Raw genomic sequence first — 13,320 nt, 5'->3', positions numbered from 1 at the left:
CTGGTGGATCTGCGCAGCCTAGCGCCGGACCCTGTCTAATCCTAAGGACGGAGTTGGCGTCTTTCTATGCCAAAAGCCGTTCCGGACAGCAAAAACCGGCGTGGTCGCCGTGGCACCGGTCAGAATTCGTTTGCAATCTTAGCGGGGCAAGCGGGGCGGAAAGCCCGCGGGGCCGCCTTCTTCTTTTGGGCCTCTAGCGAGGCCTTCGTTTTCCTGGTGGCGGCAAAGGATCGCAAGCGCATGACAGTGGCGGATTTTCACAAACGTTGAGGGAACTGAGTTTTGGGCAAGTTGTTAAGAATTTACTTTGCCGAATGAGACAAACTTCCACCGCGCGGAGGTTCCTGAATGCGATGGGTTGACGGAGAAGCGGCCAAGCACATTACGGCGGCAAGCATGCGAAAGCGCATTGCCCTTGCGCGAGAGCACCTCCGTGCCTTGGACAGCGCCGGTTTTGGTGAAGAGATCGCGAAGGCGCGGGAGGCCCATGAAAAGTTGATCGCGGTTCTGTCGGAACGTCTCGCGCGGGCAGGCGAGGCGCCGTAAGCGCTGGGGCCTTAGTCCTCCGTTACGTCGCCCGTGAGTGCGTGGCCCTGGGACGGGCTGCCGTTACGACGCGCATTGGCGAGGCGCAGGCTGAGGTCATGCGTCGCCGTCAGCATATTGCCGTGCCGAGAATACGTATCGTTGGATCAGCGTCGCGAGGCTCGGAGAGCAAATGAGCGATAGGGCTTTTCCTACGTTACACTGAAGAATGGAGCGTTGGTCCGCCTCGGCCCATTTGCGCAACTGCCGCTCGACCTCGAGCGCATAGACATCGACGAAACATGTGATCGCGCGGCCGCTGCGATGCCGGCTGAAATCAAATGTCCCGATGCAACGCCGCTCGATCCGGCCGACCAGGCCCGCTTCTTCACGTGCTTCCTGAGCCGCAGCTTCGTGCGGGGAAAGGCCACGGATGAGATTGCCCTTGGGAATAATCCAGCGCCCGCTGCCTCTTGCCGTCACGAGAAATACGTCAATTCCACCGGCCGCATTGACGCACATTGGCAAGGCCCCGACCTGACGCAGCTCATGTGTGGGTGAGAGCATGGGACGCATATCCCGAATAAAAGACACTCAGATGACAAGCTTGCTCTCCCGATCTTAACGTCGAATAAATGGACGGCTGACTTTTGTCGATCTTCGGCACTTACTTCCGATTTGAGGCGGATGCACAGTCGATAACGGAATGGTTACATGACCAAGCCTGCAAGCGTTGCCGCAAGTGTACCCGTCAACGATGCGCCCGAGGTGGAGCTCGGCCGCCAGGAAATCGAGGTCAAATTCAGAACCGACCGAGATGGCCTCAAGCGCGCGCGCGTCGCAGGTTCTGGCATCGGTGTCCGGCCCCCGCACCGAGCGTGTGCGAACAACCTATTTCGACACCGCTGCGGGAGATCTGCGGAAGAACGGGATCCTTCTGCGCATTCGAAGAAAAGGACGTGGGAGCCCGATCCTCGGCATCAGGGCGGCCCAGGCGGACAATGGCCCATTCTCCCGAAAGGAAATCGAGGTCCGCTCGCCGGACATGCAACCCGACCTGAGCCTGTTGGAGGAGGCCACCGCGATCGAGTTGACCTCCCTTGTGGGTGGCCGCCCACTTGCAGCGCAGTTCGAGACAGACATCAAGCGTCAGACGATCCTGGTCGAGCAGGGTCGCTCCCGGGTCGAAGTGGCCTTCGATGAAGGAGTCATTGCCGCGGCTGATAGGAGCGTGCCGCTGACCGAGATCGAACTAAAGTTGAAATCGGGGGATGGATCCGATTTGTACGACCTGGCGATGAGACTTGCCGAGGAACTGGCCCTGCGGCTCGACTTCGTCAGCAAAGGTGAGTGCGGCTTCCGCGCACTCGCTCGAGAACCCGCCGGCGCCGTCAAGGCCGCCCCGATCCGGTTCGCCCCGGAGGCGAAGCTTGATGACGCGGTGCAGGCAGTGATCTCAAACACGCTATGGCATTTCGTGGCCAACTGGGCCGCGCTCAGGGAAGCACAAGATCCAGACTCCCTCCATCAGATGCGGGTTGCCCTGCGTCGCATGCGGGCCGCCTTGGCGATGTTCAAAAGGGTGTTGCCTTGCGCCGCATTCGATCTCCTCCGGGGAGAGGCAAAGCGGATCGCGTCGGCCCTGGGCCCGGCGCGCGAATGCGATGTCTTTCGCGAAACCGCAGAAAGTGGCCCGCTGGCGCATCCCGACCGACCCGAAAACTGCAATTCGTTGTTCGCGGCGATCGAGGAGCGCCGGATTGTTGCTTATGAAGACGCGAACTCGAAGATCGAGGATCTCGCCACGACGCTTTTCGTCCTGAAGGTGCAAAGCCTCCTGGCTCGCCGCGCCTGGCGCAACGCACTCTCCGGTCAGGAGTTGGCGCAGCTGACCGCACCGGCGGCTGATTTCGCCCAGCATACCCTTAATCGGCTGAACAACCGCGCGCTGAAGCGAGGGAGGAAATTGGCGGAGCTGTCTGACGAAGCACGGCATGATCTGCGGATCGCCCTAAAGAACCTACGCTATTGTGCCGAGTTTTTCCGCGGACTTTTCGGCCACCCTCGGGGGACGAAAGTCTACCTTGGCATGGTTTCGACGCTACAAAACCTTCTCGGCACCCACAACGACGCCGTTACGGGCAAACAGTTTTTGAAAGAGCTGGCCACGACTTCTGATGCAGCGACGGCATCGGGGTTTATTCTTGGCTGGCAAGCTAGGGGCACCAGCCTCGCTGACGCGGAGTTGACCGCAACCTGGAAGAAGTTCAAACGAGCCAAGCCCTTTTGGAGCTGACGCAGATAAGGCCCGCCAGGAGATAGCCAAACCCGGGTCTGAGCCGTCAAGTTAACGCCGAATGAAGTTGTGCGTCCGCCGTAACTACGGGATCGAAGTCAGCAGGGCAGAAATCGGCAGCGAACCGAATTTCCTGTCCTGCGTGCAAAGTCCASCGGACCGGAATAGTTCTGGAGGCCACAAAACGAGATGTCAGGTCCACGGTTTTTTCGCGCGCTCCCGATCGTTGCCGGGCTTACGGGATACCGGCCTGCCTGGCTCCGGGATGACATTGCGGCGGGTCTCGCAATCGCGGCAGTCAGCATTCCCACGGCGATTGCCTATCCGGCGATCGCAGGCCTTCCCCCCGAGGTAGGACTGTACGCGAGCATTGCACCGCTTCTGGCGTATGCGGTGTTCGGACCTTCCCGACAGCTTATCGTGGGGCCTGATGCAGCAACCATAACGGTCTTGGCTGCCGTCTTGGGCACCACGCTCCAAAACAACCCGTCACTGACAGAGGCCGATCGGATTGCAGCGGCATCAATCGTTGCGCTCGGCGTCGGGGTGATTTGCTTCCTGGCGAAGACGCTTCGGTTGGGCATGCTTGCAAGTCTGCTCTCACGACCGATTCTCACCGGCTTTTTCGCCGGCATTTCCCTCGACATTCTCATCGGGCAGCTCGGCCGCGTTACCGGCCTGAAGATTAGCTCGGACGGGCTGGTCCCCCCTCTTGTCGAACTCGTGAGTAAGCTGGGATCCATACATCTGCCCTCTCTTATCCTTGCCCTTTTCATGCTGATCATCCTTGAGGGCGCAAAGGTCGCGAGGTTTGCGGTTCCCGGGCCCGTCCTGGTCGTGGTGCTGGCACTTCTTCTGTCATGGAGTGTCGGCCTGGAGGGGCGTGGCGTGGCGGTCGTGGGCTCAATATCGTCCGGCCTTCCGCCGCTGAGGTTGCCCTTCGTCGGTAACTTGCCAATAGGCGACCTCATTCTCGGCTCGGCTGTGGTGTTCATCGTCACGTTTGGATCGGGGATCATTACAGCACGCAGCTTTGCGGCCAAGACGGGCGCAACGGTCGACGCAAATGGAGAACTGGCAGGTTTCGGCGCCGCGAACATTGCTTCTGGACTGTTTGGCTCGTTCCCGGTCACAGCGGCCGATTCACGAACTGCCGTGAACCTGTCGGTCGGTGGTCGCTCGCAGCTTGCAGGAATTGCCGCTGCGTTCGTTCTCATTGGAACTCTGCTTTTCCTGAGCGACCTGCTTCGGCTGCTTCCGATTCCGGCTTTGGGTGCGATTCTCGTGTCTGCGGCCCTCCATATGATTGATGTTGCAAGCCTCCGGGAGATCTGGCGCATCAGCCGCCTGGAGTTTTCGTTCGCGCTCATCGCGATGTCGGGAGCGGTCAGCTTCGGTGTGCTGAAGGGCGTGGGCATCGCAATCGCCGCGACGCTAGCCTACGTGTTGTACAAAGGGATGCAGCCCCGCGTCGTTCTGTGTGGTCGAATTCCCGGGCGCGGCGGTTTTTACAAGCTTCATCGCTTTGACGCTGCAAAACCGGTGCCGGGATTGGTGATCTGTGTCGTGCAGGGAAGTCTCCTCTTCTTCAGTGCCGACGAGGTCAGGCGCCGCCTGTTCGCGATTGCCGATGAGCTTCCGTCCGCAACCCGCTGGTTCGTGCTCGATGCCGCCGCCGTCTCCATGGTCGATAGCAGCGGTGCGGCCGTGCTGGAAGACTTTCATGCGGAGCTGGATCGGCGAAAGATCCTACTTGGGATCGCGGAGCTGCATGGCGAAGCACGGGCCCTCCTTGATCGGGTCGGCGTGATCCGGGCGCTAACGCCCTCTATGATTTTCGAGGATCTCGAGGATGCCCTTCTCGCGTATCAGCGGTCCGACGACAGCACCGGAACAAGCGACAGTGCGCACGGGCATACGACGCCGCCCCCAAGGGAGGGGATTCAAGGGCACAATACTTCACACCCGGACAGGTTGTGCTAAAAACCGGCAGAAGCTGTGCCCGGAGGCACCGCCGCGAGCGCTCGAATGCAATGCCCTCATTGGGGCGCCATTCGTCGTCGCCGCCATTGTTGACCTACCGAGTCCCGACTGCATCTTTGAACGACGCAACCAACCCGGAACAAGGAGCTGCCGCCCAAAAGATGTATTCAACGGCCAGCAATAGGAGAATTCGCCTGACCAGCTGCGATGATGTGGGGAAGACGATACTCCGGCTGAGATTGGGGATCACAGGGCCCCAACTCAGCCGTTTACTCCGTCAGTCTATATATCTACTGTTCCAAAGGTATCGTAGCGTTCAAATAAATCGACGTAAATCGAGGGGAATTGCAGTCGTGTTAGTTCTGGACACTCCATTTCTTCGGTCGGTCCGAGTGGCGATTACCCTCGGCGTGTCGTGCGCGGCGGCGGCCTGCAGCATGACGTCCGAAACCGCGAAACCTGCCTCTGCGCCGACCTCGGCTTCCAGCCTTGTGGAGCGCCCGACGACCCTGCGATCAGAAACGATGATCGGCAAATGGGGCATGGCTTCCTACCGACAAGAGAAGGATAGGAACCGTGTCGAGGCACAGGCGCGCGACCAGTGCAAACTCCCCTATACCATCACTAGGGGTCCGACCGACGGGGTGATGATGCATGTGGCGGACGACGCGAAGCTCTATGAATTGCGCCTCAAAGGCGCGTCAAATGGAAAGACCTATCTGGGTCTTGAAGCTCCGCCCGGCCACCCACAGGATCGCGAGATCATTTCCATGTCGAACAAGAGGATGGTCATGCGATTTTCCGATCCTGACGCCGACAATCGCTATGGGACATTTATTTACGTCAGATGTGTCGGGTGACCGTCAATAGCCTGAGGGTGCCACATGAACTTCGCACGATCCGCACGCGCCGCCATCCTGTTCACTGCCTGTATGGCATGGGCCGCCAGCATGATGACCACTTACTCTTTCGGGCAGTCCGCCAGCGGGCGCGTGGTGAAGGAAACGATGGATGTCGGGGATGAGCCCGGACGCGTGTCCACCGAAGAAGTCACGATCACCGAGGGGCCCTTCGCCCGGCAGCTGGTCTTTTTCCGATCCACGGAGCCACCGGGGACCGTTGTCGTACATACATCCGAACGATTTCTGTATTTGGTGATTGGGAACAACCGTGCGCTCCGCTACGGGATCGGCGTCGGCCGTGAAGGATTCCAGTGGTCGGGCCTGGTAAAAGTCTCGCGCAAATCCGAGTGGCCGGACTGGACCCCGCCTCCCGAGATGGTCCGCCGGCAACCCTATCTGCCGCGGTTCATGGCTGGCGGACCCGGAAATCCGATGGGAGCACGCGCGATGTACCTTGGATCGACGGTCTATCGCATCCATGGCACCAACCAGCCGGAAACCATTGGACATGCAATTTCCTCGGGATGCTTCCGACTGGCGAATGGCGATGTGATCGATCTGTACGACCGGGTTTCCATGGGCGCAAAGGTCGTGATCCGTCACGGCGCTTCGATCTGATACGAGGATTCCAATGAACAGCGATCGATACGCGCGTTGCGACACGGCAACAAAAATTAGGAGCATCCTGGCCGGCCTCGTTCTGACGCTGGCGACGATCGGCGCGGATAGCGCCTCTGCCGGCACACTCGACCAGGTGCGCCAACGAGGGACGATAAACTGCGGTGTCAGCCAAGGATTGTATGGCTTCTCCGAGCGCGATGCTAATGGTCATTGGTCCGGTTTCGATGTGGATTTCTGCCGGGCTGTTGCAGCAGCGATCTTTGATGACGCGACAAAGGTGTCATTTGTGCCGCTGTCGGCAACCGAGCGATTTGAGGCTCTCAAACTCGGCAAGATCGATGTCCTCTCCAGAAATTCGACCTGGACTCTCGAGAGAGAAGCTGAGCTTGGACTGCTGTTCGCAGGCGTGAACTTTTACGACGGACAAGCCTTCATGGTCCGGCGGGAGCGCAATTTTACCTCGGCGCTCGAACTCGACAAAGCGCGAGTGTGCGTGCAAGCCGGAACAACCGGTCAAGAATTGTTGGCAAACTATTTCCAGTCCAACTCCATGGCTATCGAACAGCGCGCTTACCCCGATGCGGCGAAGACGCTAAGGGCGTTCGAAACCAACGAATGTGATGCGATGACGACTGACAGTTCGGGCCTCTTCGCGGAACGCCTGAAACTCAGCAAACCCGGGGACGCCGTAATCTTACCGGATATCATCTCGAAGGAGCCCCTCGGGCCGGTTACGCTTGCTGACGACATCTTGTGGTTCAACATCATCAAATGGATCAACTTCGCATTGATCAACGCGGAGGAACTCGGCCTCACCTCGTCGAACACGAGCGAGGCGTCAAAGTCAGTCAAGCCGGACGTTCGTCGCTTCGCTGGAACAGAAGGCAGGCTCGGCATCGCACTCGGACTCGACAATGAGTGGGCCTTGCGTGCGGTAAAGGCCGTGGGCAACTACGCTGAGATCTACGAACGTAACGTAGGGACCGGTTCACGCCTCGGGATCCCGCGTGGCCTAAACCAATTGTGGTCCAACGGCGGAATTCTTTACGCGCCTCCGATCCGGTGACCAACTGCGCCATCGAGAACCTGCGTTCAAGATCAAGAACGACTGATCGGGTTCGGCTACGATATCTCGCCGGCGGATAGGAATTAACGCCACGCTTCGGCGGAAGAGGATCCGAAACGTCGTCACGGTGCACGCGGCTGAAATCCTCCGGAAAGGGCCGATTGTCCCGAAGAGTTCAGCATCTGTCTTGAACGGTCAAGCAACCTGTTGTCGGATGCGGGATCGTACCTTCCGCAAGGCTTCCCCCTGTCGTAATCTGCGCACCAGCGGCCTTCGGAAGTCGCGCCCGTTCGGATAGTTCCGACGGGGCTTTCACGGGGAAGAGCCATGCTCGGTTTGATCATAATGAGCGTGCCACTCGGTATCGCCGTCGGCCTGTCTGTGCCGGCGATCTTGCTTGCAGAACCTACGGTTCCGCCGGCGATCGAATAGGATGCCGCTACACGCATCTGCGGGTTTGTCGACAGTGGCGACCCGCCACTCACAATAAAAGGAGGTTCTATGCGGACCATCGTTCTCTCGCTCGCAGCGTGTGCTTTCCTAACGGGTTGCGTCTCCGGCTCAGGGTCGGAAGGTCGGCCGCCGAACTACGTCGCGTCGCAAGCGACCCAGTCGCCGGGGATCCGCAATGACTCCTTCGGGGGAGCCGCGATGCCCATGCGCGGCCAGCCTCGATAACTGATTACTCAGCACCAGCCTCGTCTTTATCTGCCGCCACGTCCGCTGTTGACGGTTCGGGTCGCTCGCGGGCAAGTCCTTGTCGGTCGTCTTTCGTCGGATCTTTTGTGACCGTGTGAGCGTCGTTGAAGGGCCTTATCGGCATCGTTCTCATCGCGTCGCGCTTGCTGCGCTTGAGCGCGTGCGATCCAACTCGGGCTTACTCGCCGGGTTCCATTGGGAGTTGGCGTAACGGCGGCAATACCATTTCGACACTCCAGCCTTGGGCACCCACTTGGACTTCGAGGTGGCGCTCACCGGGGAAGTATCGTCTCGGAATCGCGAAAATGCCGCATGGATTTGTTGTCGCATTGCGTTCATTCGAGACGGCCCGAACTCAGTGGCACCTCATTAGCGCATGCTCTATTAGTCGAGTCGTCGGCCGCAGATACCTTGGGGATCAGCTGGGCGTCGCAAGCGGGGTGCGAATGTCGGAAATGAATAAGTCGACGAGGCTGGTTTTCCACATCGGTGGCTATGAGTCACGGTCACCCATGTCAGCGCATCGCCGTTTCATTCAGGAGTTGCGCCGCTTTGAGAAGACCTGGTCGGTACAGGCTACGCCGTCCGAGTTGCCGACCGTCGATCAAGATAAGGCAACATGGAAGGTTATAGCTTCGGGCCCTAACTGGGGCGTCGAGACGGAGTATCGCCTGGTCCGCTGGGACGACGTGATCGACGCATCCACCCGGACTCAACTTTGGCGCCGCACGCTGGATGGGGTGCACGCGTTTGTCGATTTCGTCACCGCCGGTGCGCTCCTTGCCTATCTACGGTCAAACTGGCGCTATGCGGGTTTTTTTCTTTACCCATTTTTCTTGCTTGCGCTCCTCGCAGGCATCGCGGGGATGTTTGGTGCATCAGTCGGGCACATCAGCGGAACGGCTCCCCTTGGTGCCTTTGCCGGCGCTGCAGCATTGGCTGGACTGATGCAATGGCCGGGGCGACGCCTCCATCTTCCGATCCTTTTCGATGATTGGAGTTTCTCGCGGGCCTATATCAAATCCCCCCACCCGGTCCTCGATCCAAGGCTCGATCGGTTGGCTCGCGAACTTGTCGCCTCCGCAAGACGCGGCGAAGCACAGGAAATCGTCCTTGTCGGCCACAGCCTTGGGGCTGTCCTCGCGGTTGATCTTCTCGACCGCGCGCTGCTGCTTTGGCCTCAACTGGGTCGGAGCGGAACGCGAATGATATTCGTGTCGGTCGGCTCGTCGATCCTCAAGATTGGCCTGCATCAGGGTGCGAGCCGGTTCCGTGCGGCCCTGCAACGCGTGGCTGCGGCACCGGGTGTCGTCTGGGGTGAATACCAGGCTCTCACCGACGTTATGAACTTCTATAAGACCAACCCAATTTCGAGCTTGGGCCTCAAGGGAACGTCGCCGGTGGTTCGGCTTGTGCGCATTAGGCGCATGCTCGATCCGTCGACCTACCGGCACATTCGACGGAATCTCTTTCGTGTGCATTGTCAATTCGTTCGGGCGAACGACTGTCGCACATCCTATGACTATTTTATGTTTTTGTGCGGTCCCCTCTCCGCGGTGGCTCAGATCCACTCTCCATTAGGAGCGACTTTGGTGATCGGATCGGACGGACGTCTGCTCGACACTCCGGACGCCGCRGCACCATTCGTTCAGCACCCAGAGAGAGAAGTGATTTGATCACATTGACGATTGCCAAGGTTGCCTTCGTTCTCATGGCGGCTGGTTGGTACCTTATCCGCTTCCCGCACGCTCGGCGTTCACGTCGCACGCCGATTTCCCGCAGCGCAAGGGGAGTCAGGGAGATTGCGCTGCTGCTTGTTTCACTCACTGGCTTGGGCATCCTGCCATTTCTCTACGTTTTCACCGGCGTCTTTCGTTTCGCAAACTATCCATTCCGGCCAATCTTCGCATCGGCCGGCCTTCTCCTAGCAATCGGCGCCATAACGATGTTTTATCTGACACACAGCGCGCTTGGACGGAATTGGTCGGTGACATTAGAGGTTCGGCAAAGCCATAAGCTTGTGACCGATGGTATTTACGAACGGGTACGGCATCCGATGTACACGGCCTTTTGGCTGTGGGCACTCGCGCAGGCGCTGCTCCTGCCTAACTGGATTGCCGGGTTCTCCGGGATTCTTGGTTTTGGCACGCTCTATTTTCTTCGTATTCGCCACGAAGAATGCCTAATGATTGAGGCGTTTGGCGATAGCTATCGAAGCTACATGGCCCGTACAACCAGGCTTGTTCCCAAGGTCTTCTGACTGGAGTTGCAGGCCCTGATTCATGGGATCCCACCGGTTGCCCTAATTTCACAGAGGCGCACCTCCGATTTACAGATTCGGCGCCACGCCCCGTCCCCTAGCAACCGACGAGAGCGTCCCGCCGTGGCGAAAACTCCTTACGATGCGCCACGAAGAAATGAACAAGAACATCTCTGACTACCTTTTTGCGATCCGTTAGTATTACTACTTTGGCCAAGTGTGGCTTTTGTGCACTAGCACCGTGTCTGGGTATTGCTAGGCTCGTTGTGTTCCAACAAAGAGGGGTCTTCGCATTATGATTGCTCGGAAATTCTTACTTGCCGCAACGCTGTCTCTCGTCGCATTGGGAATGGGTGCCTGCGTGGGCAAAGCCCCAGGATACGGGCCTGTTGGAATCGGCAAGGCTCCGCCTCCGGCCCAAGCCCCCTTGGTCGTCAAAGGCTGATGCCACACAGAAGGGCTGGTTCGCTAGCCCTTCTGTACTTTATTGCACGAAGGCGGAAACGCAACGATCTGAAGATTCGTAGGCTCGTATCTCCGGGATGATGAGCACCAAAACGGGTCCGCTTGGCCACTGGGAGCTGATGGTGAGAAATGCATCGCAAAGCCGGCTGAGGGCGGGCTTGTTAACCGTTTTGTTCGCACTTCCGATGATGGCTACAGAAACGGCCACTTCGCGAGCTGATACTCCAAGACAGTTCGGCTTTTTATCCACTGCCCCGGCGGCCAGAGCGCCTCACAAGCGCCAACGATCTGTTTCCCAATATTTCATTGAGTTCCGGTCGCGGCAAGCTCTGAGCTACGGCCACACGTTCGCGGCGTTTGGCCAATTGAACGGACGTGGCAATATTTCGGCATATGAGGTTGCGGGGCTTCATCCTGCCGGCGACAGCCCAGTTCCCTGGATGCTCGGACACGTTTTTTTGGTACCGTCGGAGACTGGAGCGAGCATTGGTGATCACGATGAGCGTTATATTACCGCTCGCTACCGTGTTCCCTTGAATGAATCTCAGTATCGCAAGCTCACTGCCTATATCAAACAACTACAGACGAACTCGCCCACGTGGCATGCAGTTCTTTACAACTGCAATGCGTTTGTAGCAGACATTGCAAAGTTCATGGGGCTTGAAACACCATCTTCGACGTTGTTGTATCCGGCGGACTTCATTAATAACCTACGCACTCTCAACGAAGGTCGGCCGCCGACCGCCCTCTCGGCTGGCTGAGAGCGACGCAACCACTGATGCCGAAGCGCTCGCCTGCTAAACCACTCGTGCTGACATCAAAGAGCGTGGGCCCGGAGGCAGGCTTCTCTCCTACACGGCTCTGACGTCAATCGCACTCCTCTCGGCGTCTACGGTTCCGACGCGCCCAGACCGGGCCGGCGGCACCTCTTCCGATTGAATTGCGGCCGGCAACTCGTATCAGGGCCCAACCCGGAGACGGGAGGGATTCGAATCACCTTCCATATTTCTTCAACGGGCATACGATCCTTGACTGTGGTTTCAATGAGTTCGCTGCGAGGTTCGATGGCGATCCATCCCATCAAAAGAAAGTTTATAGGCAGCGCCACAAAGAAAGCTCACCTCGTGAAGGGGTTGCGACGAGACTTGGGTCGCCGCGAGCACGCCCCACCTTACGAGAGCGTTGTCGCCCTCGTGGAAGAATCCAAGAGGGCCATTGAGGGTTATCTGCGGGCACCTAAAGCCTTGCGGCCGGCGGAGATTGCCAAGCAGCTGACCTTGCTGAGCAAGCATCTCACCAACGCCGCTGGGGTTGCGAGCACGCTCGGCGAGCAGGGGTGGCTGATTATGGCCATATCGTCAGGCGCCAACCGGGAGGCCGCCGCCGGCGATTTCACGCGCCATCTCCTTTATCTCGAGCGGCTCGCGGCCTGGAGCATCAAGGCAGCAGAGACGGCCGAGGACCTTGCGGAATCGGCTGAGGACCATCGCGGGGACGGACGCCAGACTATAATCTGCGAAGTCTGGTGGCTCACCTCGTGCAGTCCTACGAGCAGATCCTGGGTGTTTTTCCCACTCTCACCATAGATCCCAACACGGGTCTGGCGAAGACCGGCGTCGCCGCCTTCATCAGACGGGCCCTCAAATGCCACGCACCAAAGGGAAGAGCCTTCAAGCCCCGGTTGATCGACGAGATGGTGCGCTGGGCGCTCCCAGTTCGTGACATTCAGTCCTTTGAGCCACCGCCCTTTCCCGAAGTCGAGCTCGAGTCCTAAGTCGGATTTTACGATTTAGACCGCACGTCCGGTTTCGGCCGAACCTGTCCACTGGAGGCACCCAGTGGACGAACCAGCAAGCCCACGTCTCGACTCAGACCAGAGCCCGCCGGCTTCGGCGCCTGCGGCGCTGGTTGAACTCGTTCGTCTCTTGGCCCGGCAAGCGGCGCGCGAAGCCCTCGCTGCCAGCCCGTCCCCTGCCGCCTCCGATGACCTCAACCCTGAACCGGAGGATCGTCCATGACGACCAATCCCAAACCGCTTTCGACGCTTGGGACGCTGGCTTCCCGCTGGGGGGTGAGCGTCAAAACCCTGCGCCGGATGGTGGCGCGCGGCGAGCTCAAGGCGCACCGCATCGGCTCCCAGCTGCGCTTCTCCGAGGAGGATGTGACGGTCTACGAGCGCCTCCGCCGCGGGTGAGAAGCGATGGCCCCACCTGACCGATTTTGTCCAGCGTTGTCAGCATCTTATCGGCCGTCGGGAGACCGCCGGCGGTTGAACTCCGTAAGACCAAAAAGCTGCTATCTCCCGAATCGGACCCCCTGTCCGCCCCTGTCATCCCGAGACCCTGATTGTCCCAAGGAGACGGTCCCGATGTCCCAGATGAGCTTCGATTTCCTCAGCAGTGACAACGTTGAAGTTGATGCCGAGCCGGTGTCGGCGACTCCGCGTCGCAAGGCTGCCGTCACGATCCGGACCCGCGCCAAGCGGACCCGGCGCGACGCCGTC

The 13,320-nt window shown here is 59.2% G+C and carries 12 protein-coding genes; 11 read left to right on the top strand and 1 reads right to left on the bottom strand.

Translation table 11 applies throughout. The annotated features are described in order from the left end of the window. Positions 1-348: 348 nt before the first annotated feature. Positions 349-546: a hypothetical protein gene (locus AC1DVM_RS07720; protein WP_477253417.1), complete on the top strand. Its 198-nt coding sequence runs from the start codon at positions 349-351 to the stop codon at positions 544-546. A gap of 96 nt (positions 547-642) precedes the next feature. Here AC1DVM_RS07720 and AC1DVM_RS07715 read toward each other — a convergent pair whose 3' ends face one another. Then, positions 643-1,092, bottom strand: coding sequence for an NUDIX hydrolase (locus tag AC1DVM_RS07715; protein ID WP_477253416.1), 450 nt, complete (start codon positions 1,090-1,092; stop codon positions 643-645). A 250-nt stretch (positions 1,093-1,342) separates the two neighbouring features. Between AC1DVM_RS07715 and AC1DVM_RS07710 the strand changes: the two genes are divergently transcribed. The 10 genes from AC1DVM_RS07710 (at position 1,343) to AC1DVM_RS07665 (ending at position 13,011) form a co-directional block, all read left to right on the top strand. Continuing rightward, positions 1,343-2,821 (top strand): CYTH and CHAD domain-containing protein, encoded by a 1,479-nt coding sequence (locus tag AC1DVM_RS07710; RefSeq protein WP_477253414.1) that lies wholly within the window; start codon positions 1,343-1,345, stop codon positions 2,819-2,821. Between the two features lie 189 nt (positions 2,822-3,010). Continuing rightward, positions 3,011-4,804 carry a SulP family inorganic anion transporter gene (locus tag AC1DVM_RS07705; RefSeq protein ID WP_477253412.1) on the top strand — a complete coding sequence of 598 codons (1,794 nt, stop codon included), beginning with the start codon at positions 3,011-3,013 and terminating at the stop codon, positions 4,802-4,804. 524 nt (positions 4,805-5,328) lie between these two features. After that, on the top strand, positions 5,329-5,664 hold the full coding sequence (locus AC1DVM_RS07700; RefSeq protein WP_477253410.1) for a hypothetical protein: 336 nt from the start codon (positions 5,329-5,331) through the stop codon (positions 5,662-5,664). A gap of 24 nt (positions 5,665-5,688) precedes the next feature. Beyond that, complete coding sequence (locus AC1DVM_RS07695; protein ID WP_477253408.1) at positions 5,689-6,324, top strand: L,D-transpeptidase; 636 nt, start codon at positions 5,689-5,691, stop codon at positions 6,322-6,324. Positions 6,325-6,337: 13 nt separating this feature from the next. Then, complete coding sequence (locus tag AC1DVM_RS07690; RefSeq protein ID WP_477253406.1) at positions 6,338-7,393, top strand: amino acid ABC transporter substrate-binding protein; 1,056 nt, start codon at positions 6,338-6,340, stop codon at positions 7,391-7,393. Positions 7,394-8,538: 1,145 nt separating this feature from the next. Then, entirely contained in the window at positions 8,539-9,768 is a 1,230-nt protein-coding gene (locus tag AC1DVM_RS07685; RefSeq protein WP_477253404.1) for a hypothetical protein, read from the top strand. Beyond that, positions 9,765-10,352 (top strand): protein-S-isoprenylcysteine O-methyltransferase, encoded by a 588-nt coding sequence (locus AC1DVM_RS07680; protein WP_477253402.1) that lies wholly within the window; start codon positions 9,765-9,767, stop codon positions 10,350-10,352. Before AC1DVM_RS07685 ends, AC1DVM_RS07680 begins: the two co-directional genes overlap by 4 nt. Before the next feature lie 542 nt (positions 10,353-10,894). Then, positions 10,895-11,578 carry a hypothetical protein gene (locus AC1DVM_RS07675; RefSeq protein ID WP_477253401.1) on the top strand — a complete coding sequence of 228 codons (684 nt, stop codon included), beginning with the start codon at positions 10,895-10,897 and terminating at the stop codon, positions 11,576-11,578. A gap of 303 nt (positions 11,579-11,881) precedes the next feature. Next, the gene (locus AC1DVM_RS07670) at positions 11,882-12,403 is read left to right on the top strand and encodes a hypothetical protein (RefSeq protein WP_477253399.1); all 522 of its coding nucleotides are present in this window, start codon (positions 11,882-11,884) and stop codon (positions 12,401-12,403) included. Between the two features lie 428 nt (positions 12,404-12,831). Further along, positions 12,832-13,011, top strand: coding sequence for a helix-turn-helix domain-containing protein (locus AC1DVM_RS07665; RefSeq protein ID WP_477253397.1), 180 nt, complete (start codon positions 12,832-12,834; stop codon positions 13,009-13,011). Positions 13,012-13,320: the final 309 nt, after the last annotated feature.

It is taken from the genome of Microvirga sp. P4_A5 (assembly GCF_056402495.1).
Note: the sequence above shows the minus strand (reverse complement) of the source record. Positions and strands in the feature narration are given on the sequence as shown.